This is a genomic window from Vibrio sp. R10-SG-ISO4, assembly GCF_059834135.1.
Genome location: NZ_JCBDHJ010000013.1, coordinates 201005 through 226780, shown reverse-complemented (window position 1 = coordinate 226780; position 25776 = coordinate 201005). Strand labels below are relative to the sequence as shown.

The window sequence follows — 25776 nt, the reverse complement described above, 5'->3', positions numbered from 1 at the left end:
TCGCTGTTCACGGCAATTACGCCGACATAGGCAATAAAGTGAATAAAATATGCTTATCTATGCATTTTCTAAATCAATCAAGTGGACACATCGTCTCTATTCCCATGCGGTGAGAAGAAGCCAAGTATTAATGGTCGGGATTTTAACTGTTAAAAACAATAAAAATACGTCAATTAATTTACATTAAGACGTTAACCTGGCGTTAAATACTGACAAATAGCAGTGACCCAGGTCACATCTCCTTATCGTCAGCGCTTTTTCGCTTTCTGATTTTTCATCCTGCCTGCTAACCTCCCTGCCCGCCTTAAAGTGAATTTTAGGCGCATAACTATTAGGAGTGTTCACTATGAATACCAAGAAACCCATGTCGCTAACCGGCCGAGTGATTTTCGGTATGGTTACAGGTATCTTGACAGGATTTGCAATTCGCACCCTCTTTGCCGACAACGGATTTGTCGACACATACATCGTCAATGGACTGTTTGAAGTTGGTGGCCAAATATTTGTTGCCAGCTTAAAAATGCTTGTTGTTCCTCTCGTTTTTGTTTCACTGGTGTGTGGCACAAGCTCACTGAAAGATCTTTCTACACTGGGCCGCATGGGCGGCAAAACCTTAGGGTTTTACATTATCACCACGGCGGTTGCCATCACGCTTGCGCTGACCATGGGTAACCTGTTCCAACCAGGTGCAGGCGCTGATCTTACGGCAGCAAGCTCATTCCAGTCCGCCGAAGCACCATCACTGGGTCAGGTGATCATTAACATGTTCCCGACCAATCCAATCAGCGCAATGGCAGAAGGTAAAACTCTGCAAGTGATCGTGTTTGCCGTGTTATTTGGCGTTGCCATCAGCGCGGCGGGCAAGCCAGGTGAGCGCATTGCAGCGTTCTTCTCTGATCTCAATGAAGTGATCATGAAACTGGTGGCGATTTTGATGAACTTGGCGCCGTTTGGCGTGTTCTTCTTGATGGCGAAACTGTTTACTGGTCTGGGTCTTAGCGCCATCATCAACTTGGCGGAGTACTTCCTTGTCCTTGCTGGCACCTTGATTTTGCACGGTTTAGTCACTTACAGCGTGATGCTGAAAGGCTTCACCGGTCTGAGTCCAATCACCTTCTTGAAGAAGATGGAAGACGCGGTCATGTTTGCGTTTTCGACCGCATCGTCAAATGCCACCATTCCGGTCACGATGGAAACGGTGAAAAACCGCATGGGCGTGGAAAACCGCGTCTCCTCATTCACGGTGCCGCTAGGCGCGACAGTGAACATGGATGGTACGGCCATCATGCAAGGTGTCGCGACAGCCTTTATCGCACAAGCCTTTAACATCGACCTCACCATGGGTGACTACTTGATGGTAATCATGACCGCGACACTGGCGTCTATCGGCACAGCAGGCGTACCAGGTGTTGGTCTCGTGATGCTGGCGATGGTACTTAACCAAGTCGGTCTGCCTCTGGAAGGCATCGCCCTTATTATGGGTGTCGACCGTTTGTTGGATATGATCCGTACCGCCGTCAACATTACCGGTGATAGCGCAGTGACGGTCATCGTCGCGAAATCGGAAGGCGCACTGGATGAGACACGCTTTAACGACCCTCAAGCGGGCGTAAAAGAGGAAGAGGTTCATCTCAAGCAGGTTGAGGTCTAACCGCTCATCTCGCGGACCTTGGGCAATGAAAGTACGCCAAAAGCCTCAAACCTCGGTTTGAGGCTTTTGCTTTCTCATCTACCCATTTAGTCAAACGTCGACAATAACTCATTCAAATTCAGGCATATCCAATCTATCTCACACATCCCCATCTGATAACTCTTTAAAATAGGGACTCAACATTCTCGCTATCTTTCTATAACAACTCTTTCAAGGAGTGAAAGTATGAAATTGCATTGGTCAGCCCTATTTGCCTTTTTGTTGCTCCCTTTTCCGACCCTTGCTTCCACCGCCCATGACACACTGCCTCTTACCCAATCGACCATAGGTTACGCCGCACTGCTGATCTTTGCGATGGCCTATACCTTGGTGATGCTCGAAGAGTACTTGCAGCTGAGAAAGTCCAAACCTGTCTTGTTGGCTGCGGGTATCATCTGGGCCATGATTGGCTACGTCTATTCTCAGCACGATCAGATAGAGGTCGCCAAAGCCGCGCTGGAACATAACCTACTCGAATACGCTGAGCTGTTACTGTTCTTATTGGTCGCCATGACCTACATCAGCGCGATGGAAGAGCGTCGACTGTTTGATGCGCTGCAAGCGTGGATGGTGGGCAAGGGCTTTAATTTCCGCGCGCTGTTTTGGCTTACCGGGATTCTCGCCTTCTTTATTTCACCGATTGCCGATAACTTAACCACCGCACTGCTAATGTGCGCCGTTGTACTGAAAGTGGCGGGCAATAACCCTAAATTCATCAATTTAGCCTGTATTAATATCGTTATTGCCGCCAACGCAGGCGGCGCTTTTAGCCCATTTGGTGACATTACCACCCTGATGGTGTGGCAGGCGGGCCATGTCTCCTTTGCTGAGTTTATGCCGCTGTTTGTCCCTTCACTGATTAACTACATCATTCCGGCGTTCATCATGTCGCTGTTTGTACCCAATAGTAAGCCGAACGTGGTGCATGAACACATTGAGCTCAAACGCGGCGCGCGCCGTATTGTCGTGCTGTTTATCCTGACGATCGCGACGGCGGTAGCCTTCCATGCCGTGCTGCATTTCCCACCGGTGATGGGCATGATGATGGGGCTCGCCTATTTGCAGTTTTTTGGCTTTTTTCTTCGAAAAACCCTCAAGACCTCTTTACACAAAAAAGCCGCGCGCGCGATTGCGAACCGTGATGATTACGCACTCAAGCGCCTAGGGTCTGTCGTCCCGTTTGATGTGTTTCGCCGCGTCTCTCACGCGGAGTGGGACACCTTACTGTTCTTCTACGGCGTCGTGATGTGTGTGGGAGGGCTAAGTTTGCTCGGCTACTTAGGCGTGATTTCTGAGGTGATGTACACCCAGTGGGATCCCATGTGGGCCAACGTCATGGTGGGGATTCTCTCAGCCATCGTCGATAACATTCCTGTGATGTTCGCGGTACTCACCATGGAGCCGAGTATGTCGATGGGTAACTGGCTACTGGTCACACTGACCGCCGGTGTCGGTGGTAGCTTACTCTCAATAGGGTCTGCGGCCGGGGTAGCCTTGATGGGGGCGGCGCACGGTAAGTACACCTTCTTTGGTCACCTCAAATGGATGCCCGTTATTGCGCTTGGTTATATCGCGAGTATCGTCTGCCACATGGCGCTCAATGGGGGCTTGTTCTAACGTTTTAACGTTCTAAACGCTCTAGCGCGCGTAACAGACAAAATTAAGGCTTCACTGGCAAAGGCTGCGCACCGCGCTTTTGCCAGATGCTCGCCAACTGATATTTAGCACACACGCTGCACGTCAGCACTTCATTTTTGCCGTGGATACGCATCACGATGTCTTCTCGCTGCTCTTTTGAGTTGTTGCGCATTTGGATGAACAACTGATTGCCCTCGACATTAAAACTCTTTTCTAAGTTCGGTTGCCCCGCTTTAATAAAGGTCACCATCGCATTATTAAAGCGCAGCACGTCGTCGTTGTACTGGTTTTCGTAGTCACCGACAAACTCATAGGTTTGCTTGTTGAGGTAACGTTCAGCGTCATCTTCTGAACAGCCGACAAGAACCAGTGACGCCAGCAGTACCCTCATCCCCCAATTGCATTGTCGACCAACCATAACTTTACCTCGTACTTTCCAATTTCAAGAGAGACGCCTTACGCTCCACGCCCCCCGCATAACCCGTTAATTTACCGCTTTTACCTATTACGCGATGACAAGGCACAATGATCGAAATAGGGTTTTTCCCGTTCGCCGCCCCAACCGCGCGCACCGCTTTAGGGTTGCCTATGGCATCGGCGAGTTGCTGATAGCTCCACGTTTCACCAAAAGGTATCGTCGTTAGCGCTTGCCAAACTTGACGTTGAAATGGCGTGCCCTGTGCGGCGAGAGGCAGGTCAAAACTGTCACGCTGATTGGCAAAGTACTGCTCTAACTGTTTGATTGCTTTAGTCAGTATAGGATCAGAATCGCAGCGCTGGCCTAAATTTTCTGGCTGAGTGGTCTGTGTTTCAAACCACGCTCCAGTCAACCCCTCACGAGTGGCTTGTAACACCATCTCACCGATAGGACTGGTCATGGTGGTGTAGACGTATTGAGTTTGCTCGTTGTGCGTGGTCATGCATGGCTCCAACAATGAAAAGTGGCGTAGCTCCCCCAAGGGGCGACGCGTGTCGAGGTGAGAGAAGGAAAGCGCGCCAACGCTTTTTTCACGACCAGATCCGTATCAAGAAAGCAGTTCGCTTGCGAGGCGCCGCGCAGTTTGGCGTAGTTGACTGTCCAAGGGCCGATGCCTTTCAAGGTCAGCCACTCATCGGGCTCTGCCTGAGGTTGTTCTAGCATAAACTGGGCAAACCGCGAGAGCGTCTCTTTGCGACTTTGCGGCATTTTCAAAAATGCCAAATCGGCACTCGCCACCTCGGCCGGCGTCGGAAAGTGAGTGACGCCGCCTGGTTGCAGGGTCGTGGCCAACAAATTGAGCTGTCCGATCGCCGCTTTGATGGACACTTGCTGACCCAAAATCGCCCTCACGCCCGCCTCCCAACAATCCCAGACACCGGGAATTCGCAGCCCAGAATACTTAACCAATGACGACTCTATCGCCGTCAAATGCGCTTCGACCGCGGTGATGTCGGTGTCCAAATCAAACATGCGTCTTAGCTGAGTCACTAAAGGGCGTAGCAAGCGTGTGTCCTCAAGCTCAAACTCTACCCTCATCACGCCCGGTTTATGGGGATAAATGCAAATATGAGCTTGATGATGACCGACAGTGACAACGCGCGAATAATGGCGGTCACTGACCTGCTCTAATCCCTCTATTGCGCGCAAACGATAAAAATCCAGCATTTGCGACCAATCCAGTGGGCCTTGGTAAGCAAGATCAATCACAGAGTGCGATTGGGCATCACGGCCTTGCCGACGCACTTGGCTCGGCGTCAATTTCAGCACCTGTTTAAACGCGTCGTTGAAGCGCCGCACGCTTTGAAATCCACTCGCAAACGCAATCGCCCCAATCGGCATCGAGCTCGAATGAAGCAGTTGTTTGGCAAACAGCAGCTGAGTCGATTGCAGGTATTGTTTCGGCGACATCCCTAAGTATTTTTCGAACAGCTTGCGCAAATAGCGATCACTGATCCCCAGACGCTCGGACAAATGAGGCAATCCCTTACTGTCTACCTCACCTTGCTCAATCAGAGTGATGGCACGTTGAAATGTGGTTTCCACCCCTTTCCATGCCCACGAACTCGGCGCACTGTCCGGTCGACAGCGTAGGCATGGCCGAAAGCCCGCCTGCAATGCTTGGGCGCGATCAAGAAAGTAGGTGACGTTTTCCTCTTTCGGTAAGTTGGCTGGGCATATCGGACGACAGAAAATACCCGTTGTTTTGACGCCAATATAGAACTGGCCGTCAAAGCGCGCATCTCGGCTTAACCTCGCTTGCTGGCATTCGTGCACACTCAATGATCCGAGCATCGCCATCGGCGATGACACACCCTGTCCTTTTTCACCTGTGGTCATTATTCACATTGCTCTCTTGGCGCTAAGTCATAGAGAAAGTCTAACGGTTTGCACACGCAATACTAGCCATTTTCGGAACTCAACCTTGTCAACTTTTGGATGAAAACTTTGGGATGAAGATCTTGGCGAAAGTGCGAACCTCATCTAAATTAAAAGATGAACAATAAAAATAAGGTAGTTGGCTATGAATTTACACACTTGCACGATTGTCCTAAAGGACAACATCACCATGATCTGCGACAGCGTCGAACAATCGCTCGGTTACATCGACTCGCATGGCGCAGCCAATATTGACCACATTCTGATTGATGCCTCCGACGGGGCGCATGTGCAGTCGTTCCATCATTTGAGCGTTGAAGAGTCCATCGAAAGCCTGATGAATCTCTGAATGACCTCTAGTTGTTGAGAGAGTGACTCATTCAAAAAAATTGAATGAGTCACTCAGTTTTCTCCGCTTATCCTTTCTCCGACATAGCGATAGACTGGTTGTTAACTAGCCGAGCTAGACACACTTAACCGTTCTGCGATTCGTGTTTAGAGTTTAAGAACCTCATTGAAAGGATAAAATTATGGCACAGACACTCGTTCTAAAATCCAGTATCTTGGGTGAGCACTCTCAGTCAAACCAAATCATTGACAAGGTGCTAGAGGGAAAATCAGGCATCATCGAGCGTGATTTGGCCGCCAACCCAATCCCTGTTCTTGACCTTAACGTCGCTACTGCGCTTCGTAGCCCAGCAGAAGATTTATCTGACGAGCTCAAAGCGGTACTCGCACTTTCGAACCAGTTGATCGATGAAATCAAAGCGGCCGATCAGATCGTGATTGGCGCGCCAATGTACAACTTCTTGATCCCGACTCAACTGAAGAACTACTTCGACTTGATTGCTCGTGTGGGCGTCACGTTCAGCTACACGGAAAACGGTCCTGTTGGCCTACTTGAAAACAAAAAAGTCGTGGTGGTCACAACACGCGGTGGTCTACACAAAGATTCACCTCGTAACTCGATTGAAAGTTACCTCACCACGATTCTTGGCTTTATCGGCCTTACCGACGTTGAGTTTGTTTACGCAGAAGCGCTCAACATGGGTGATGAGCCTGCTGCAGAAGCTCGTGAGCAAGCACTTACTCAATTGGCTGAGCTCGTATAACACGACGCTCTCGATTGCTAGACACAAAAAAACCTCGACGCTTCACTTATTCGTATCGTCGAGGTTTTTCTTTTCTATCCAGCTAGTTTTTACCAGCCCGTTTCCAACTATTCCGTTTCAAGCACTCAGGCCTACTCGTCTACCGGCCAATCCGCCATCTGCTGAAAGCTGAACGCCGTGACAGGATCGATGGTTTTCACCAACTTCTCTACCTGACTGATGGCATCGATCGACGTGCTCGCCTTGCGATAACTCAAGTAGATCGGACGATACCACTCTGCCACGCCATCCACTTTGACCAATTGCCCGCTGGCTAAGAAGGGCTCGACAAGAGAGGTGGGTAAGTAAGCACTTCCTCCCTTTTCAAGGATGAAGTCTAAAGCGATGCGCGCCGTTGAAGTACGTAGATAAGGCGCTGGGATTTTAGGGTGACGCTCAGCATGTTCAGAGGCAAACTTAGTGCCCCAATCGACATACACGTACTTGTCTTCCAGCACTTGATCCACGGTGCCCTCTGAGGTCGAAACCAAGACCAACACCACATCCGCGACTTTTTTACAATTGAGCTCATCGGCTTTGATTTGGTCAAAGGCGAACGCCATATCCAAGGTACGTTCTTGCAAACTGCGATTGAGTGCTTCTCTGCCCATGATTTCAGCCATAAAGCCATAACCACTGAAGGCATCCGTGATGAGGCTTAAGCCATTTTGCAGATACGCATCCCACACGTTTGGCGTCCCGCCTAGGGTCAGTTGCAGTGCTTTGCCATTTTCTAGGGAGAGTTCTAATTTCGCCTGCTGCAAGGTGCTGACCATCACTTCCGCGTAGCCAATCAAGCGCTCACCGGCGGAAGTCAGTTTGATGTTGTTGCGATCACGGATGAAGAGTTGCGTATCAAAATAGCTTTCCAATTGCTTAATACGTGCGCTAACCGCAGCTTGAGTGATGTACAGGTTTTCCGCCGCACGACCAAAGTGGCGTACATTGGCCAATTCTAAAAAGGTTCTGAAGACTTTAACGTCCATTAATATTCCTCAAAGTGCAAGCGTTCAAGCCTACCAAATCTTGCCATTAAGCAAACCATTGAATGGGCAAAATGTTACCTTAAAACCATAAAAATGTTTAATAGTGACAATAAAAAAGTTTTGTTTTCCTTTTGCTAACTTTGCGCCTAATTTTCGATCTGTACCGCTTAGGTCATTTATCAATTGTAGGTTACAGAGGCTACCACAATGTCTGACACTGAATTTCGTCACGGCAAAAAACGTTTTTACGACAACACTAAGTTTCCACGCGGCTTTGCTAAGTCTGGTGATTTTACGCTCGCTGAAGAAGAAATCCTAACCCTCTATGGTGACACCATGTTGGGCTTAGAGAACGGCGATCTCTCACCTGAAAACGCAGAAGAAAAGCATTTCGTAAAAGTTATCGAAAACCCTGGAAAAGCGAAAACCAAGCTGGAACGTGTGTGGTTAAAATACGTTCAACTCGCTCGTGGTCGTAAACGCTTTCACACCCTAAATGGTCGTTCAAAACCAGATGGCAATGTGGAAGATTACGCCGATGATGTGAGCTTGGTGGAAGAAGATTAATCTCGACCCGCAAGCACAGAATAACAAAACCCAGATTGGCAACAATCTGGGTTTTAACTTTTCTGCGGCTCGGCTATTTGGCCAAAGAGGCGACCTTTTTCAAGAAGCTGTCTCTTAGATGCTCTTGGTCATACTCCAAATGATAGGTGTTGTGGAAACCGATTTTGAGTTCAACGCCGTTACCGCGTAGAAAGACGTTGTAGCCATCATAGTCGGAAAACGCTTCGACCCCTTCATACATCTTGCCAAACTCGGTCGGCGTACCGCGCGCCATTACCATCTCGTAAGCCTGCAATACTTTGGTCGGATCCAGTTCGTTTTTCATCGCTGACCCTCCTGTTATGTTCTCATTTCAAGTATGGCTCTGTGTGTACAATTTAGCCACTGGAGAACGCCAGTGACATCACGCTTTCTCTATTTACTCTTGAGGCGCTAGGGAAGATCAAACAGCAACGCTTTGACGTTGTCAGCGCCGCGGTTGATGAGCGTGATTCGAGAGGTGGACTCTACCTTTGCACCATCTCCCCCTTGTAGGGGATTCCCGTCAACCTCTAACGTGCCGTCGATTTGGTGCACATACACCTTACGATCAGCGCCAAGCGCGTACTCCAGCGATTCCCCCGGTAATAAAATCAGCTGATGTAGCTGGGCATCTTGTTTAATATGTAAGGTACCCGCCTCGCCTGTGGGCGTCGCGATGGTCGTTAACCCAGGCGCTTGACCAAAGTCTTTTTGCTGATAACCAGGCGTTTGACCGAAAGTGTGCGGCTCAATCCAAATTTGCAAGAAGCGCAATGCATCGGTTTTCGACGCATTGTATTCACTGTGATAGATGCCTTTTCCCGCCGACATCAATTGGAACTCACCCGCAGGCAGTGACTTAATATTGCCTTCACTGTCTTTATGTTCGATGGTGCCCTCAAGAACGTAGCTGATGATTTCCATATCTCGGTGACCGTGGGTATCAAACCCCGCGCCGGGTGCCACTTCATCGTCATTGATGACGCGCAGCGCGGAAAAACCCATCTGCTGCGGATCGTAATAGTGGCCAAATGAAAACGTGTGTTTGCTGTCGAGCCAACCAAAATTGGCGCGGCCGCGATCGTGTGCGTGTCTCACTGTGATCATGACATTACTCCTCTTTCTTTTCTCCTAGATTAAGAGATGCTTGCGCTCACAAACAGCGGATAAATTTGGCTTAATAGTTCGAAATTTTTGATGAAGCAGGCGTAAAGTAATCCTTGTCCTATCGACAAATTGTTTTTGTTGGACACCAGGGGGCGTTTGTCCGTTAATGCGCTCGTCGCGATAACCCGGTCATCAAATTAAGCCCGCGACTCGTATGATTTCTAACTACACTGAAGTCATGTTTTATTCTTTAGCTTTGTGAGACTTGATGTGGAAAATTCTTCCAAACTCGACCGCGTTCGCGCTGACTACAATGTTCAACACTGGAGCCAAGGCTTTTACGGTATCGATAACCAAGGTGAGGTGTATGTGTCACCTGCGCTTGGTCAAGATCACCAAGTGCCACTGAGCAAAATTGTCGCTCAACTCGAACAAAAACAGCTTAATTTGCCGGTACTGGTCCGCTTCCCTCAGATCCTGCATCAACGTGTGCACGGCATCTGTGACGCATTCAACCAAGCGATTGATGAGTACCAATACCCGAATAACTACTTGCTGGTTTACCCGATCAAAGTGAACCAACAAAAAGAAGTGGTCGATGAGATCCTTGCCAGCCAAGCGCAACTAGAGACCAAACAACTTGGCCTAGAAGCGGGCAGTAAGCCTGAACTTTTGGCGGTACTGGCATTGGCACAAAAAGCGAGCTCAGTGATCGTCTGCAACGGCTATAAAGACAGAGAGTACATTCGCCTAGCGCTGATCGGTGAAAAACTGGGTCACAAAGTCTTCATCGTGCTTGAGAAAATGTCCGAGCTGGACTTAGTGCTTAAAGAAGCGAAAAGTCTTGGCGTTAAACCGCGCATGGGCATTCGTATTCGCCTGGCCTCTCAAGGTGCGGGGAAATGGCAATCAAGTGGCGGTGACAAATCGAAGTTTGGTCTAGCGGCATCACAAGTGCTTAGCGTGATTGATAGGCTAACGAAAGAGAACCAATTGGACTCTTTGCAACTGGTGCATTTCCACTTGGGCTCGCAGATGGCGAACATCCGCGATATTCGTAATGGTGTCAATGAATCGGCGCGCTTCTACTGTGAACTGCGCGGCATGGGTGCCAACATTCAATATTTCGATATTGGTGGCGGACTCGCGGTGGACTACGACGGCACACGTAGCCAATCCACCAGCTCGATGAACTATGGCTTGATTGAATATGCGCGCAACATCGTCAACACGGTTGGGGATGTGTGCACGCAGTACGAACAACCCATGCCGACGATCATTTCCGAATCGGGTCGCTCACTTACCGCCCATCACGCGGTACTGATCACCAACGTGATCGGCACAGAAGCCTACCAGCCGGAAGTGGTCAATGAGCCAGAACTTGATGACCCACTGCTGCTACAAAACATGTGGCGCAACTGGGAAAGTTTGCAAGATGGCAGTGATGCGCGTGCATTAATTGAAATTTACAACGATACGCAAAGCGACCTTGCCGAAGTGCATTCGCTATTTGCTGCGGGGGTGTTGAACCTGCACCAGCGCGCTTGGGCAGAGCAGATGTCATTGCGTATTTACTACGAGCTCAGCCGATTGATGAGCACCAAAAACCGCTTCCATCGCCCTATTTTGGACGAACTGAGTGAGCGTTTGGCGGATAAGTTCTTCATCAACTTTTCGCTGTTTCAATCGCTACCTGACGCTTGGGGTATTGATCAGGTGTTCCCTGTCCTACCTCTGTCAGGGCTTGAGAATGTCGAAGACCGCCGCGCGGTGATGCTCGACATCACCTGTGACTCAGACGGTACTGTCGATCAGTACGTCGATGGTCAAGGCATTGAGACGACTCTCCCTGTTCCGGCATGGAGCAAAGATAAGCCGTACTTTATGGGCTTTTTCTTGGTCGGTGCCTACCAAGAGATCTTGGGTGATATGCACAACTTATTCGGTGACACGCACAGTGCGGTCGTGACCGTAGATGACAATGGTGAACCTATCATCGAGCGTATTGATGAGGGCGATACTGTAGAAGATATGATGCGCTACGTGCATATTGATGTCGATAACATCCGTGAGCACTACCGTGAACTGGTCACGCAGCGCGTCAGTGAACAAGAACAGCAAAGCGTATTGCAAGAACTTGAGCAAGGCTTAAGTGGCTATACCTATTTAGAGGATTTCTAAGTGAACGATTTGTTTAGCAAAATCGATTATTCGCTCTACTCCAACGCGATGACCTTTTGTCGTCGCCCTTATATGCGCGACCCTATCGGCAGTGATGCCGATTTGGTTATCCTCGGCGTACCTTTAGATATGGCGACGTCAGGACGACCTGGCGCGCGTATGGGCCCTGACGCCATTCGTCGTGCCTCGGTCAACTTGGCTTGGGAAAGCAAAAAGTTCCCATGGGATTTCAACGTGTTCAAACGTGCTAACGTGATTGACGCGGGTGATTTAGTGTTCGACTGCGGCGACGCTGAAGACTTCACTTACCGACTTGAAGCAGCGACCAGTGAAATTTTGCGTGATGGTAAAACCATGTTGGCACTGGGCGGTGACCATTTTGTCACCTTACCCATCTTGCGCGCCTACTCGAAGCATCACGGTGAAATGGCGCTCGTCCACTTTGACGCGCACACCGACACCTACGCGAACGGCAGCTCATACGATCATGGCACTATGTTCTATCATGCGCCAAAAGAAGGGTTGATTTCGCCTAAACACTCAGTACAAATTGGTATTCGTACGGAATACAAAAAGCAAGATCATGGCTTTAACGTCATCAATGCGATGGAAGCCAATGAACTGAGCGCGAGTGAGATTGTTGCACAAGTGCGAGACATCGTCGGCGACAAACCAGTGTATGTGACTTTTGACATCGACTGTTTAGACCCTGCTTTTGCACCCGGTACAGGCACCCCTGTATGTGGCGGTCTGAACTCTGATAAAGTGCTGAAAATCATCCGCGGTTTTACCGGTATGAACATCGTCGGTATGGACGTCGTAGAAGTGTCTCCTCCCTACGACCACGCAGACCTCACCTCACTCGCAGGCGCCACCATCGCACTAGAGTTGATGTACGCTTGGGCAGCCAATCGCATCGAAGAATAACAACATCACTGACCAACAGGGAGCCCACTGCTCCCTGTTTTGTTTTCTGCGTTGTCATTTGAGGTGACTTACACCACGCTCAGCGATTCGATGGCTTGCTGTATTGAAGTAAAGTGGATTTTCGTCAAGCACATTTCCACCTTGGCAAACTCATGTTCTTGTACCCATTGGGTCACTTGTTCGAGCGTAATAAGCTCGCCGTGAGGCTGGTAGTGATAGCCTTGCTCGTCTGTTGAGATGAGAAAACACCGACCACGGCTATCAATCAGCCAATCGTCTTCACTCCAGATCAGCGACGTGAGTTCACTTTCCAATACATCTTGAGAGGGTATATAGAGTAGCTCGTAATCGCCGTCTAACTTGAACATGCATGGCCATTCAATCATGGTTGGGTTTCCTTTGTGTTGTCAAACTATAAAACAAACGAGACCGTCACCGAGACAAACGCGTGATCGCTCGCTTGGCTATCTTGCGCGAAGGACGGATTAATCAGATGTTGATCCAACACCTGATAGCCAACAACATCCGCAAGTGAGTATGGCGAGTGAGCTTGAAACTCTTGCGAGAGAAGCAGGTAGTCCAACACATTGCCCGTTGCGAAATGATAATGTGTGGCCGCTCGGTCTTTTGCTTTGTCATTGGCTTGGTAGAGGCTCCAGCTGTCTTCAAGTGTGAGTGTCGCACTATCGCTACTGGTATTGAGCGTGAGTTGCCCGGTCAGTACGCTGTCCAAACTTTGATTCATATCGCCTATCAGCACAGTCGGCACCGGATGTGAACGGTAGGCGTTTTCCATCGCAATTCGAAGCATCACGGCTTCCCAGCCACGTTGTTGATGAGACAACCAGCGCCCGAGAAGTGGATGCTCACTCTCACCACTTGCGCTCTCTGTCGCGCGTTGAGATTTTAGGTGACACACATAAACGGAAACTTCGCCTATATTGGGCACCGAGACCACGGCCGAAATCGGCTGACGACTAAAATCTGGAAAGGGAACGTCATAGCACTCCATTAAAGCGCTAGGCGGCGTCACCGCCTGACAACGTGTGATTGGGTAGCGAGACGCCAGCGCCACAACGGGCTGGGAGTAGATGTATTCCTGCTCAATATGCGGCGTATCGACGACCGCAAAATAGCCATACCCGAGATCCGCCATCATCTGTCTCGCGGCCTCAATCGAGAACACCTCCTGCAGCCCGACGATATCCGCATCAAGAAGCGTTAATTTCTCCTTCGTCCAGCGACATTTTTCCGCCCACGCTTGCGTCTCATAGATATTCTCAAAATCATAAAACGCGTTGGGCGGCGCGACAAAATTAAACAGGTTTGCGGTGGCAAACGTCAGTGTCTGATGGGTGTGCAAGCGACGTCTCTAACAATAAAAACATAGGATGAGTGTACCAAATTTCTGCGCGACGCTGCGTTACTTCTCGATCTCAATACCTAACTCTTTACGTACACGCTGACTCAGTCCTTTACTCACCAGTTGGTAGGAGGCGTGCAAATAGTATTGGAGCGCTTCATCGCGCTCGGGCGAGGCATCGATTTGCTGAATCCATTTCATGCCGCGGCTGGCAAAGTACGGCGCCGGGATATAGCCGTCACTTTCACTGAGGAAGACAAAGTTTCTCTCTGATGTCTTAAACGTGTAAGCAGGTGTACCACTTGGCGTGCGCGTACCGATGGCAAACACCTTGCCGCCCACTTTCCACACCTCGCTGTTGCCCCATTGCACCACGTGTGTGGTTGCCGGTAAGGCGCGGCAGAACTGGTTGAATTGTTCGTGATTCATCGCCATTCCTTTTTAATTTAGGTCGAGGGCATAGAGCAGAAGATAAATTGATCCATTACAGGTGGCAACAGAGGGGATTGATGTAGTATCGCCATTATTAACTCTATGATTAAAATGGAATTAGCACCTCGATGCGATTGGAACACGTACTAGAGATCATCGAATTTACCGACTCAGACCACCTAGAAAATGCGATGGCACATTACCAAACACACGCTTGGGTGACCGACACGTCACTGCCGTATCTGCACCCCGTTTATGACATGGCGCCCGAGGCGCTGTGCCAGCATCTTTCTCGCCTTGGGTTTAAAGGCACATTGAGCATTGTGCCGCATCAAGATGGTAGTGCCCAGCGCAGCTACTTGCTGTTTGACGCAAGTCGCATCGATGCGCACACCGCCATGCAATTATCTGGCGCACTATCGTCATCGAAACCACAATCCACATCCTGCCATTCTACCCAAGCCAAGGTGAATACCGTGCAAGAAGAAGAGGCGCTCTAGGCGCCTCAATTGCGTTATGCCCAAAACGTGAGGGCAATGCCCGTCAGCACTAAGATACAAGCAAGATTAAGCACAATACCGACTTTCATCATCTCACTTTGTTCCACGTGACCTGAACCAAACACGATGGCATTGGGCGGCGTGGCGACCGGCAACATAAAGGCGCAAGAGGCAGCAACCGCAATCAGCACAGACAGAATTACTGGCGATAAGCCAAACGCTTCGGCGACGGTGGCAAAAACCGGAATCAACAAGGCTGCGCTCGCCGTGTTGCTGGCAAACTCGGTAAGAAACACGACAAAAATCGCAATCACCGCCACAATGAACACTATGCCAAGGTGAGCAATCGCCTCGCTGAGGACATTGGCCAAAAAGACGCTGGTACCCGTCGCTTTGAGTACATTACTCAGGCAGATCCCGCCGCCAAACAGCAGTAACACGCCCCAATCTGCGGTTTTTTCGATGTCCTTCCAGTGCACGACGCGCGCAAAGTTCACCGCGACAATTGCACCGAGCGCCACCAGCGTATCGAACTTAGCAAAACCGCCCAGCATGGCATTAATCGGCTTACTGAAAATCCACAGACAAACCGTGGCAGCAAAAATACCTAACGTGACGATTTTGCCTTTATCCCACTGTACTGGCTGATAGTTAAGCTCAAATTTCCCTTGCAAATTGGGTTTCAGCATCAGATACAGCACAGCCATCGCGACAGGCAAAAGCACCAACGTCGTCGGTACACCAAAGCGCATCCAATCGGTAAAAGTTAGCCCCACTTCCGCTGCGGCGATGGCATTCGGTGGGCTACCGACGATGGTGGCAATACCGCCAATACTGGCGCTGTAGGCGATACCCAAGAGCACAAACACATAGGTTGGGTGCTCTTTATCTGCATCAACTTTACTCAGTACGCCGAGCACCAACGGCAGCATCATCGCCGTTGTTGCGGTGTTGCTGATCCACATCGACAACCCAGCGGTCACCCCAAACAGCATAAACACTGCCACATTCATTTTGCCTTTCGCCAAGATCAAAACTTTATCGGCAATCACCTTATCCAAGCCTTGCCTGTGCATCGCCGCCGCAAGGGCGAAACCGCCAAGGAACAGGAAGATAATGGAATTAGCAAAGTTGTTGAGCGCGGTTTGGGTGTCAAACACATCAAAGAACACCGCCATCACAGGGACAAGAATGGCCGTCACCGTCACGTGCAACGCCTCGGTGAGCCATAAAATGGCGATAAACAACAGCATGCTGATACCCAGTACAACGGGGGGATCAAACGGGAGGGTAAAATAGAGCAGCAAAAACAGCGCTATATCCGCTAAGACGATGGCGCTGTTGCGGTTAAATAACCACTCTCGGGTATTGGTGGGCAAAGGGACACTATCATTTTTATGCATTATTATATTTCCTTCTAAGGGCCGAACTGGCCCCTAGATGATCCCACAATGTTGCAGGCGGAAATAATTTCCTTTGCGAATTTGTTAACCGCATCAATATCATGGACATTAATGGCTTAACTATCAGTAATAGGCGGACAAACGCTTCACTAATCCGTTAATTTATCGAAACTTTCCATCACTTTTGGGCACTTCATCACGCGACCATGACCTTGGCCTTGTGTCGCCACCAAGCTGACGTTCGCCATCTCACTGGCCGCTTTTTCTGACACGGAGAAGTGGGTGAATTTATCTTGCTGATCATGAACGATAATGGTCGGTGCTTGGCGCAATTTGAGTTTGTTGTAGGGATCGATGGATTGGATCGGATAGCGATATTGCTCTTCCACTTTCGATACCACCGCATCAAACAAACGCATCGAGTAGCCTGAGCGAGAAATGCTGCCGAACAGATTGTCGAGGTAGTCCAGCACCGGCGCAATCAGCAACATCGGTTTATCCACCAATTTTTGATGATGGCACTCAATCGCAGACGCGGTTCCCATGCTGTGCCCAACCAGACCCGCCACATCATCGACACTGTCGAGTACCGCTTCTAGCCCTTGAACAAAGGCGGGAATATGGCCATAGACGCCTTCGCTTTGACCATGAGCCGGGTGATCATACGCCAGAGCGGTGTAACCTCGCTTAGCAATATGCGCCATCAAAGGGTAGAACTGGCTTGCGCTGCCCGACCAACCGTGGGTCAACACCCACACCGGCCCCGACCCCAAACGATAGGTTTTCAACACCCCCTCACCACTTTGCACTTCGCCTTCAATCAACCCTTGCGGCGCGGCGTTTTTCGGTTTGGTGCGCACCGGCGTCAGCAACAGTTTGCGCGCCGTTTTTTCCGCATGCTTAGGCGCTAAGGTGTGATGAAGCCTTGTGCCCCAGTTCACCATGCTTTTCTTTAAGCTGAATTTCGTTGATGTGTTGAAATAGATCTTATCACTCATGGTCGTATCCTTATCTGTTCGTAAAAACGAACGACCGTACTATTTTAAGTTAAAAAAACCGCGTCAATCGATGACGCGTGTTGATTATTCTGTTGGTTAAGCGCTCACTCTCCAGCGCTGCAATAGCGCCTCTACCCCAGACCAGAACAGCGCATAACTCGCCTGCTCGCCGTGGATGGAGTAAAACAGATGAGCACTCAAATAAAGCCCATACAACTCGAACGTGGCTTGTTTTGGATCGAGCTGGCGGTCGAACTCACCACTCTCGATCCCTTTCGCTACCTGAATGCGCAAATACTCAATCCAAGTGGCGATGGTTTTCTTCAATACTTGCTGTGTCGGCGTCGGTTGTGGGCACGCCTCTTTCCACGCATCAAGGAACATACAACTGCCTTGAAACGAGTGGTTCCACCCCAACCAATTGTCGAGCAGGCTGCGCAGTTTGCGCTCGATGTTGTCATCACCTTGCGCCCTCGCTGGCGCGATCACTCGCTCGGTAAACACGAGGTTGGCGTACTCCAGCACCGCAATTTGCAAGTTGTCTTTCGAGTTAAAATGGGCAAACAACCCACTCTTAGACATACCACACTGCTTCGCCAACTCTCCGATCGTCAGGCTCTCCAACCCATTTTCACTGGCCAGTTCAAATGCCTTGCTCAGAATATTCTCGCGGGTGATTTTGCCTTTACTCATCGGTGACTCACTGTGTGGACTGAACGCCTTTTTAGCACGTTCGTACTTTTTTGCCAAGTATGAAGTCTTAGCGGAGCATTGAAAACGAGGAGGAAAGGTACCTCCTGGATCGTTCGCCAAGCTTTTATTGTTTGTCATTAGGCGATAACGAATGATTGCACTACAATTTTTGTTTACATGTGAATAAGTAGAGCATGATGTTGTTACAGGGTTCAAACCTCAATATGCCTTTGGCGGAACTGATTTCTTCACTAACCGTCGCACTCGATATGACAGAGGGCCAGCCCCCTGAACACAGCATGCGTTGCTGCTGGATAGGCATGCATATTGGTGAGCGAATGAACCTTTCCTCATCAGAGCTGCATGACCTGTATTTTACGTTGTTACTCAAAGATGCGGGCTGTAGCAGTAATGCCGCGCGTATTTGCGAGCTTTACGCCACCGATGATCTGAGGTTTAAACAGCGTTATAAAACGGTCGGCACCAGCCTGACGAGCGCGATTAACTTCGTACTTAAAAATGCAGGCTCGGGAGAGCATTGGCGCAAGCGTATTTCGACCACCATTGATATCTTAAAAAATGGCACCGATTACGCACAAGAGCTGATCCAAACACGTTGCACAAAAGGCGCAGAAGTCGCCCGTGAACTCTTGTTCAGTGAAAACGTGGCGCAGGGTATCAAACATTTGGATGAACACTGGGACGGATCGGGCCGTCCTGAAGGGCTGCAACATGATCACATCCCACTCTTTTCAAGAATTGCACTTCTCGCTCAAGTAATGGATGTGTTCCAACGTGAACATGATTTGAGCATTGCCTTTTCTGAACTGGAACGTCGCTCCGGAAACTGGCTGGACCCTAGCTTAGTGACCATCGCTAAGCAGTTGGAAGAGAACGCGGATTTTATTGAGGCACTCAACGCCCCATCCATCGTCTCTTTTGTCCTCTCCATGTCACCCGCACTAGCAATGATTCCCTTAGACGATGATTATTTCGACCGAATCGTGACCGCATTTGGCAAGATCATCGACGCCAAGAGTCCTTTTACCTCCGGACACAGCGCCAGAGTGGCTGTTTTTAGTACCCTCATTGCCGAAGAGCTCAATATTGACCAAGAGGATCGACTATGGCTGAAACGCGCCGCTCTCTTGCATGATCTCGGAAAACTTGGGGTCAGCAACACCATCTTGGATAAACCAGGAAAACTGGATCACGACGAATGGGCACAAGTGCAAAACCACGCGGTGCTGACAAGAGAGATCCTTGAAAAGATATCGCCGCTCAGACACTTTGCCAAAATGGCGGCGGCCCATCACGAGAAGTTAGATGGAACAGGCTATCCCGACAAGTTGGTTGCCGAAGAAATATCGATGATGACACGGATTATTACCACGGCTGATATTTTTGACGCCATTACCGCTGAACGCCCTTATCGAGGCGCCATTCCGATTCCAAAAACATTAGAAATCATGGAAGAAAACGTCGGCACAGCCATCGATCCATTGTGCTTTAATGCGCTCAAAGCCGCATTAAAAAAACTCCCAGAGAAATACATAAAAGACATCGGGATGAGTGAACTCCCCTCGTCACCAACGCTTTAGATTTATTTGTAAAGAGTATCTTCATCACTTCGCTAACTGTGGCTGCGCCGTCTGTGTGCTTCAGTTTGATAGCTTGGTTTTGGACAAAACCTTGCTAGAGTTTTTGTTTAAATTAGCAAATCACAAATTACTACAGATAATGGAAAAATAATTGTATAGATTTTATATTGCAGTTGACGAATAAACGAGGTCCTATTCCTATAGTCGTTGAAAATCAACTCAGGATTTCGTAATAAAATAATTACCTCTGAGCATATTCCTGCGGTGTACAACCAAACAATTTTTTAAAAGAAGAGAGAAAGCTGCTCACACTGCTATAACCCAACTCATGCGCAACCAAGGTTGTGTTATACCCCTGAGAAATCTTGTCCAGTGAACTCATCAAACGAAAGCGGCTACGCCATTGACGGAATGTGAGTCCCGTTTCTGCCTTAAACAACCTTTCGATAGTACGAACACTTGCCCCTACTTGATTTGCCAGCTGTTCAAGTAACAGAGTTTGGTCAGGCTGATTAACAATAAGACTGATCAACCGTTGCAGGCGAGGGTCATGTCCTGATGGAATATAGAGCTCCAATGCTTCCAATGATTCAAGTTCATCAAGGGCGACCAAGCCCAAATTATGTGCTCGTTCTTTTGCGAGGGAACCTGCGCTTTCAGTAAGCTTGAGTATCACTTCTCGCAGTAACGAGCTCATTTTTAACATGATGACTTTATCAGAGTTCTGACGTACACAAAACGAAGGATCAACGTATAAATTCCGAGTCTGAGTGGCAGTTTCATTACTCACCTGATGGTAATGACCGCCAGGAATCCACACAGCATGCGTAGATGGAACGACCCAGACAGCTTTTTCACTGGTTACACGCAAAATTCCCTTAGAGCCCCAAAGAAGCTGCCCTCTGGGATGAGCATGCGGTTCGATAGCAGACTCAGCAACCATACTGCGACTATGGGCAAGCACGGGTTGAGTTGGGTCTAAGACAAAGGCAACGTCGCTGGGCGATAACATTGTCGTGTTAGGAATATGTTTTGACATCCTGTCTCGTTAAAACGTATCAAAAAAAAAGGTATTTTAGGAATAACTAAAGAATATATCTAGAGCCTGTTGATCTTTTAAGTCAACGGAACCTAATAGTTATAAAAGTTCAGGAGAAAACACATATGGTCAGCCGGCTCAATGTAAAGTCAGTCGCTGTAATTATCGCTTTGATATTTGCACTTGTGATTAGTATCTTTCCACTTCCAGGTCAGTCCGAGATGTTTTCTCGGAGTGCCGCAGTTGTCTTAGTCACACTCGTTTTTTGGAGCTCAGGATTCGTTCCGCCCTTTCTGGCTAGTTTGATTTTCTTTGCTTTAGTCACGATATTGGGCCTAATTTCACCATCGATAGTATTCGCGGGTTTTGGTTCTACCGCTGTATGGCTCATCATTTCAGGGTTTATCATTGGTGCAGCAATTTCCAAATCCGGGTTGGGCCAAAAACTTGCGACAATGATTTCACCTTACTTAACAGTTAGTTACCCGCAACTTATCGCCGGTTTGGTATTTAGTGCCATGCTACTGGGGTTTATCATGCCCTCTTCCGTAGGCAGAGCAGTGGTGTTAATTCCCATTGGTATGGCATTAGCTGACACCATTGGACTGAAAAAAGGCAGTAACGGCCGAATTGGCATTGCTACTGCCCTTGCAATTTCGTGCAATATGCCAAGTTTTGCAGTGTTACCTGCCAATATTCCCAACATGATTTTAGCTGGCTCCAGTGAAAACCTCTTTAATGTTACCTTTGGCTACACTGAATACTTGCTACTTCATTTTCCCATATTGGGTATCGTTAAATCTTTGGTCGTCATTTGGTTAGTACTGCGTATTTTCCCTGACGAAATTTCGGCCCCATCAGCCGCTGAAGACACCAGTAGCGAAAGTTTTGTTTCTGACCAAAAGATGCAGAAAAAAGTGGGTATTTTGCTCGCTATCACGTTGCTATTCTGGATAACAGATACCATTCACGGCATTAATCCGGCCTGGGTAGGTTTAGTGACCGCAATTATACTTCTATTACCTAAATGGGGAATTGTAGAACCCAAAGCGTTTAATAGCTCAGTTGATTTTGCCACAGTGATTTTTGTCGCAGGTGCTTTAGGGCTGGGAGCTCTTGTTAATGAATCCGGAATTGGCTCAGCATTAGGGCAGTTATTTGGACATATACTTCCAGCAGACCAAAACAGCTCATTCCTGAGTTTCATGGCACTGTCTATCATTTCAACTCTCACAGGATTAATCGCAACAATCCCTGGTGTTCCAACAGTATTAACACCGATGGCCGGAGATTTCGCTCAAATAACCGGGTTCTCTCTACCCGCTGTTATAATGACTCAGGTAATTGGTTTTTCGACCGTAATTTTCCCATATCAAGTAGGACCACTAGTCGTTGCAATGCACTTATCAAAAGAGCCTCTGTCTAAGCTATTAAAAATTACTCTTCCGTTAACGGCCATTACGGTTGTTGTGCTGATGCCTTTAGATTTCCTATGGTGGCAACTACTAGGCTGGATTGGTTAATAACCTGCCACTAATACTTTATACAATCAATATGCTAAATAATAAGAGCCTGACCACATTGAATTGGTCAGGCTCTTATTAATAAATCACTTGTGATTGCGTTTTCAGCTTACTACTACTTTGAGCTATTTTTCCCCGAGTATATGGCCAAGCCATTACGCCGCCTTCCATTACTTTTACATTTTCCAGCCATAAGCACTACGTACCAATTGAGCTTCATAACCTCTTAACGAGATTTTGCAATAGCAGATAATCTCCGTTTCTTTATCTTGTGGCAATTCGTCCAAGCGCTACCTTAGCACAAGGAATTAACGTTTCACCAATACCAAGCCGCATCTGCTCATATTCATCCTGGCCACGCACATCAAGAATGAATGGTTTTTCATTATGCTTACACAAACTCATTAACCACAATACTGCCGGTTGTACCGTGGGAAAGCCCCACCTATCATTTGAAAATGACTAAATCGGTGTATATCCTTTAAGCATCACATCATAAACTGGTCTCAGAAGCGTTTCTTCAAAACGCCAGGCGATCGCACTTTCATCCAATGGATCAACAATCTCAAAAGGTAAGGCGGTTACTGGCTGCAAAGCATAGTTAAATTCCCACAACATTGCATGGCCGACATCCAAAATCATTGGGCAAGAAGTATAACCATCCCAATTAGCGGTTAACGACTGCCCCTTTATTAAACTGCATAAATTTTCCGCCACAACAGGAAGCTGGGATTTAACTGATGCCGCTGTTTTACCAATTGGTGTACCAACACAATCGCCAATGCCAAAAACATTAGGATAACGGTTATGCTGCATAGTAAAATTATCAACATCCAAATATCCTAGGAAATTTTTATTGTCTGCTAACGCAGAATCACGAATAACCTTAGGCGGTGTCATCGGCGGTACGATATGAATAAAATCCCAGTTAATGCGTTGGCTTGAGCCATCTGGCTGAGTAAAGATTGCCGATTTATTACTGCTATCAATAGAGGTAAGTACTTGCTCATAATTTGGTGTTATGTTCCGCTTTTGCCAAACCTCTTTCAACTTGTCATTGAACGCCTTAACAGAAAAAAGTATGTTTTCTGACGTATAGTAGTTGAAATTAAATTCGTCTCTTCGCCCACTTTGAGCAGCAAAATATTCAACTAAGTTTGTGGCTTTCATTGGTGCACCGGCGCACTTCATCGCACCAACTGGACGGGTGAACACTGCCTGACCATTTCCTGGGTTTTCAACAAACTGTTGCGCCTGCTTATAGCTCGCTAGACCAGCTTCTGGACTGTGATAGATACTCGCTATTCCACCTTTTCCTATTAATCCAGTTTCCATTCCTTCAATAAGATCATAGCGTAGCTCAATACCAGTTGAAACGATTAGATAGTCATATCCAACTTTTTCACCGCTTTCAGTTATCACTATGTTCATATCTGGTTGAAACTCAACCACTGTACCGCGTTTCCAGTTTATCTGGCGATCTACATAACGGTTTAAGGGCGCAACGACATCACTTTTACTATCATAAGATCCAGCAAGAAGTAATGTTTGTCCTGGCTGATACCAATGGAAGTCGCGTGGCTCAATAACCGTAATCTGCGCGCCATTAAGCTTGCGTAGCAGCATGTTTGCAATGCCAATTCCTCCGGCTCCACCACCAACAATAACAATTTTAGCTTTGCTATCGATTTTACTTGCTTCATTATACCCGACACCAACAGCGCCTAAAGCGCCCAAAGTGAGCCCGGACTTTAATAATGTTCTACGTGTTATAGGCATAAATAGGTCCTTTAGAAATGCACAAATTAAACAAAGAAACAATCGCTTATCTCAATCCTACACCTTCATTGAGTAGCAATAAATCAACGATTGCAAATCGAACTATCCAAATCAGCCATCGCTTCATAATGGCTGATATATACCTTGCCTTTTAAGTGTTCAAAAAAATCTGACTTTAGAATGTCATCCATGACTGGGCCTTTAACTTCTGATAAGTGCAGTTGAATCTCGGATTCTTTCAGACGTTCGTGAATCAACGTGAGGCTTTCCAGCGCACTGGCATCCACCATGTTTACCCCAGATAACATCAATACCAAGTGTTGGATTTGTGGGTACTGTTCCAGATATTCCGGAATCTGATCTTCCAGATAGCGAGCATTGGCGAAATATAAGCTTTCGTCAATTCGCAGGCTGAGTACTGTTTTACTTTGGATCACATTAAAGCGCAGGATATTGCGGAAATGTTGAGTCCCTTCAATTAAACCGACCACTGCAATATGTGGCCGACTGGTGCGCCAGAGAAATAGCGCCAGAGAGGCAGCCAGTCCAGCCAGTACGCCAATCTCAACATTGAAGGCCAGTACACCAATAATGGTAAGAAACATGGCGATAGCGTCACTTTTGGCGCTTTTCCAGGTATGGATAATGGCTTTCACATCAATCAATGCGGATACTGCTACGATAATGGTTGCCGCTAGCACCGCATGTGGCAAGTAGGTAAACAGCGGTGTGAAATAGAGCACGGTAATACCGATGCCGATGGCAGTAAATGTGCCCGCTAATGGTGTTTCTGCGCCGGCATCATAATTGACTACTGAGCGCGATAGACCACCGGTAACCGGGAATCCACCGTTAATAGCGGAGGCAATGTTGGCACCACTTAAGGCAATCAGTTCCTGATTAGGCTCAATTCTCTGGCGACGTTTTGCTGCTAATGTCTGCCCAACGGAAGCTGACTCGACGAAACCGATAATACTCAGCAAAATAGCGGCTGGAAACAAGTCACCGATTAGTGCCAGATCGAGTGATGGAAGTGAAAAGCTGGGCAAACCGCTTGGGATCTGGCCGACTACGCTGACGCCTTTTTTGTCCAAATCAAACAGGGCTACCAGTACAATACTCAGTATCATCACCATCACTGGAGCCAGTTTAGTTACATGACTTGCCAATTCTGACGAAAGCCCTAGCTTAATTAAACTAGTTTTGAGGTTCTTACGTGCGTAGATCAGGGCAATCAAACAGGAGGTACCAATCAGCAAGGTATAAAAATTGGTTTGAGGTAACGCAAGAATCAAATTAGTCAGGCGTTCAATTACATTTTCTCCGTGCAGCGGCACGCCAAGAATATGTTTAAACTGTCCGATAGAGATAAGGATACCGGAGGCGGTCATAAAGCCGGAAAGCACTGGATGGCTTAAAAACGTCGTCAGAAATCCCAGTCTTAGTACCGACATCAGAAATAGCACGATACCGGAAAGAAATGCCAGGGTTGCAGCAGCAGTGATATAACCTTGACTACCCATTTCAAACAGAGGAGCAACGGCTTCTGCGGTCATTAGTGAGATGACTGCGACCGGACCAACAGCTAGTGTTTTACTAGTACCAAACAGAGTATAAGCGATCAGCGGCAGAATACTGGCGTACAGACCAACAACGGGCGGCAGGCCAGCGACCATCGCGTATGCAAGACTTTGTGGAATTAACATCAAAGTCACGATAATAGCCGCTAAGCCATCTTTAGTAGCATCATGACGCGAATAGTCAGGCAACCAAGACGATATCGGCAACCATTTCAACCAGGAATTTTTCATGCCTTGGTTA

25 protein-coding genes are annotated in these 25776 nt (G+C 48.1%); 10 read left to right on the top strand and 15 right to left on the bottom strand.

Annotated features, from left to right (window positions below):
- Positions 1–346 precede the first annotated feature (346 nt).
- Together AC6R03_RS07530 and nhaD are read left to right on the top strand one after the other, a co-directional pair.
- Positions 347–1651 carry a dicarboxylate/amino acid:cation symporter gene (locus AC6R03_RS07530; protein ID WP_500630930.1) on the top strand — a complete coding sequence of 435 codons (1305 nt, stop codon included), beginning with the start codon at positions 347–349 and terminating at the stop codon, positions 1649–1651.
- A 225-nt stretch (positions 1652–1876) separates the two neighbouring features.
- Positions 1877–3307, top strand: a complete 1431-nt coding sequence (gene nhaD / locus AC6R03_RS07525; RefSeq protein WP_500630931.1) for a sodium:proton antiporter NhaD — start codon at positions 1877–1879, stop codon at positions 3305–3307.
- A 43-nt stretch (positions 3308–3350) separates the two neighbouring features.
- Here the strand turns inward: nhaD and AC6R03_RS07520 are convergent, their stop codons facing one another.
- The 3 genes from AC6R03_RS07520 to AC6R03_RS07510 are packed head-to-tail and all read right to left on the bottom strand — an operon-like array spanning position 3351 to position 5606.
- Complete coding sequence (locus AC6R03_RS07520; RefSeq protein ID WP_500630932.1) at positions 3351–3746, bottom strand: hypothetical protein; 396 nt, start codon at positions 3744–3746, stop codon at positions 3351–3353.
- 4 nt (positions 3747–3750) lie between these two features.
- A complete protein-coding gene (locus tag AC6R03_RS07515; RefSeq protein WP_500630933.1) occupies positions 3751–4248 on the bottom strand; it encodes a methylated-DNA--[protein]-cysteine S-methyltransferase in 498 nt (165 codons plus the stop codon).
- Entirely contained in the window at positions 4245–5606 is a 1362-nt protein-coding gene (locus AC6R03_RS07510; RefSeq protein WP_500630964.1) for an AlkA N-terminal domain-containing protein, read from the bottom strand. Before AC6R03_RS07510 ends, AC6R03_RS07515 begins: the two co-directional genes overlap by 4 nt.
- A gap of 223 nt (positions 5607–5829) precedes the next feature.
- Between AC6R03_RS07510 and AC6R03_RS07505 the strand changes: the two genes are divergently transcribed.
- Positions 5830–6033 (top strand): hypothetical protein, encoded by a 204-nt coding sequence (locus AC6R03_RS07505; RefSeq protein ID WP_334553147.1) that lies wholly within the window; start codon positions 5830–5832, stop codon positions 6031–6033.
- Positions 6034–6214: 181 nt separating this feature from the next.
- Positions 6215–6796 carry an FMN-dependent NADH-azoreductase gene (locus AC6R03_RS07500; protein WP_500630934.1) on the top strand — a complete coding sequence of 194 codons (582 nt, stop codon included), beginning with the start codon at positions 6215–6217 and terminating at the stop codon, positions 6794–6796.
- Between the two features lie 131 nt (positions 6797–6927).
- On the opposite strand, the gene AC6R03_RS07495 is transcribed toward AC6R03_RS07500, so the two are convergent.
- A complete protein-coding gene (locus tag AC6R03_RS07495) occupies positions 6928–7821 on the bottom strand; it encodes a LysR family transcriptional regulator (protein WP_500630935.1) in 894 nt (297 codons plus the stop codon).
- A gap of 207 nt (positions 7822–8028) precedes the next feature.
- Here AC6R03_RS07495 and AC6R03_RS07490 point away from each other — a divergent pair, with 207 nt between their 5' ends.
- Positions 8029–8388, top strand: a complete 360-nt coding sequence (locus AC6R03_RS07490; RefSeq protein ID WP_334553142.1) for a MaoP family protein — start codon at positions 8029–8031, stop codon at positions 8386–8388.
- A 73-nt stretch (positions 8389–8461) separates the two neighbouring features.
- Here AC6R03_RS07490 and AC6R03_RS07485 read toward each other — a convergent pair whose 3' ends face one another.
- Positions 8462–8713: a DUF3081 domain-containing protein gene (locus tag AC6R03_RS07485; RefSeq protein ID WP_487902985.1), complete on the bottom strand. Its 252-nt coding sequence runs from the start codon at positions 8711–8713 to the stop codon at positions 8462–8464.
- A gap of 107 nt (positions 8714–8820) precedes the next feature.
- The gene (locus tag AC6R03_RS07480) at positions 8821–9516 is read right to left on the bottom strand and encodes a pirin family protein (RefSeq protein ID WP_500630936.1); all 696 of its coding nucleotides are present in this window, start codon (positions 9514–9516) and stop codon (positions 8821–8823) included.
- Between the two features lie 258 nt (positions 9517–9774).
- Here AC6R03_RS07480 and speA point away from each other — a divergent pair, with 258 nt between their 5' ends.
- Together speA and speB are read left to right on the top strand one after the other, a co-directional pair.
- Positions 9775–11697 carry a biosynthetic arginine decarboxylase gene (gene speA / locus AC6R03_RS07475; RefSeq protein WP_500630937.1) on the top strand — a complete coding sequence of 641 codons (1923 nt, stop codon included), beginning with the start codon at positions 9775–9777 and terminating at the stop codon, positions 11695–11697.
- Complete coding sequence (speB, locus tag AC6R03_RS07470) at positions 11698–12624, top strand: agmatinase (RefSeq protein WP_500630938.1); 927 nt, start codon at positions 11698–11700, stop codon at positions 12622–12624.
- A gap of 68 nt (positions 12625–12692) precedes the next feature.
- Here speB and AC6R03_RS07465 read toward each other — a convergent pair whose 3' ends face one another.
- The 3 genes from AC6R03_RS07465 to AC6R03_RS07455 are packed head-to-tail and all read right to left on the bottom strand — an operon-like array spanning position 12693 to position 14416.
- Positions 12693–13010 (bottom strand): DUF4144 family protein, encoded by a 318-nt coding sequence (locus AC6R03_RS07465; protein WP_500630939.1) that lies wholly within the window; start codon positions 13008–13010, stop codon positions 12693–12695.
- Between the two features lie 26 nt (positions 13011–13036).
- The gene (locus AC6R03_RS07460) at positions 13037–13987 is read right to left on the bottom strand and encodes an endonuclease/exonuclease/phosphatase family protein (protein WP_500630940.1); all 951 of its coding nucleotides are present in this window, start codon (positions 13985–13987) and stop codon (positions 13037–13039) included.
- A gap of 60 nt (positions 13988–14047) precedes the next feature.
- The gene (locus AC6R03_RS07455; protein ID WP_500629058.1) at positions 14048–14416 is read right to left on the bottom strand and encodes an MmcQ/YjbR family DNA-binding protein; all 369 of its coding nucleotides are present in this window, start codon (positions 14414–14416) and stop codon (positions 14048–14050) included.
- A gap of 131 nt (positions 14417–14547) precedes the next feature.
- On the opposite strand from AC6R03_RS07455, the gene AC6R03_RS07450 reads away from it, so the two are divergent.
- Positions 14548–14919 carry a hypothetical protein gene (locus AC6R03_RS07450; RefSeq protein WP_500630941.1) on the top strand — a complete coding sequence of 124 codons (372 nt, stop codon included), beginning with the start codon at positions 14548–14550 and terminating at the stop codon, positions 14917–14919.
- 14 nt (positions 14920–14933) lie between these two features.
- On the opposite strand, the gene AC6R03_RS07445 is transcribed toward AC6R03_RS07450, so the two are convergent.
- The 3 genes from AC6R03_RS07445 to AC6R03_RS07435 all read right to left on the bottom strand — a co-directional run bounded on the left by AC6R03_RS07445 (position 14934) and on the right by AC6R03_RS07435 (position 18013).
- Positions 14934–16322 carry an SLC13 family permease gene (locus AC6R03_RS07445; RefSeq protein ID WP_487902977.1) on the bottom strand — a complete coding sequence of 463 codons (1389 nt, stop codon included), beginning with the start codon at positions 16320–16322 and terminating at the stop codon, positions 14934–14936.
- Between the two features lie 149 nt (positions 16323–16471).
- Positions 16472–17320 (bottom strand): alpha/beta fold hydrolase, encoded by an 849-nt coding sequence (locus AC6R03_RS07440; RefSeq protein WP_500630942.1) that lies wholly within the window; start codon positions 17318–17320, stop codon positions 16472–16474.
- A 96-nt stretch (positions 17321–17416) separates the two neighbouring features.
- Positions 17417–18013, bottom strand: a complete 597-nt coding sequence (locus AC6R03_RS07435; protein ID WP_500630943.1) for a TetR/AcrR family transcriptional regulator — start codon at positions 18011–18013, stop codon at positions 17417–17419.
- 224 nt (positions 18014–18237) lie between these two features.
- Here AC6R03_RS07435 and AC6R03_RS07430 point away from each other — a divergent pair, with 224 nt between their 5' ends.
- Positions 18238–19614 carry an HD-GYP domain-containing protein gene (locus AC6R03_RS07430; protein ID WP_500630944.1) on the top strand — a complete coding sequence of 459 codons (1377 nt, stop codon included), beginning with the start codon at positions 18238–18240 and terminating at the stop codon, positions 19612–19614.
- Between the two features lie 241 nt (positions 19615–19855).
- Here the strand turns inward: AC6R03_RS07430 and AC6R03_RS07425 are convergent, their stop codons facing one another.
- Positions 19856–20653 carry an AraC family ligand binding domain-containing protein gene (locus AC6R03_RS07425; RefSeq protein WP_500630945.1) on the bottom strand — a complete coding sequence of 266 codons (798 nt, stop codon included), beginning with the start codon at positions 20651–20653 and terminating at the stop codon, positions 19856–19858.
- 125 nt (positions 20654–20778) lie between these two features.
- Between AC6R03_RS07425 and AC6R03_RS07420 the strand changes: the two genes are divergently transcribed.
- Positions 20779–22176, top strand: a complete 1398-nt coding sequence (locus AC6R03_RS07420) for an SLC13 family permease (RefSeq protein ID WP_500630946.1) — start codon at positions 20779–20781, stop codon at positions 22174–22176.
- A 462-nt stretch (positions 22177–22638) separates the two neighbouring features.
- Here the strand turns inward: AC6R03_RS07420 and AC6R03_RS07415 are convergent, their stop codons facing one another.
- Both AC6R03_RS07415 and AC6R03_RS07410 read right to left on the bottom strand, forming a co-directional pair.
- Positions 22639–23955, bottom strand: a complete 1317-nt coding sequence (locus AC6R03_RS07415) for an NAD(P)/FAD-dependent oxidoreductase (protein ID WP_500630947.1) — start codon at positions 23953–23955, stop codon at positions 22639–22641.
- A gap of 83 nt (positions 23956–24038) precedes the next feature.
- The gene (locus AC6R03_RS07410; protein WP_500630948.1) at positions 24039–25766 is read right to left on the bottom strand and encodes a SulP family inorganic anion transporter; all 1728 of its coding nucleotides are present in this window, start codon (positions 25764–25766) and stop codon (positions 24039–24041) included.
- Positions 25767–25776: the final 10 nt, after the last annotated feature.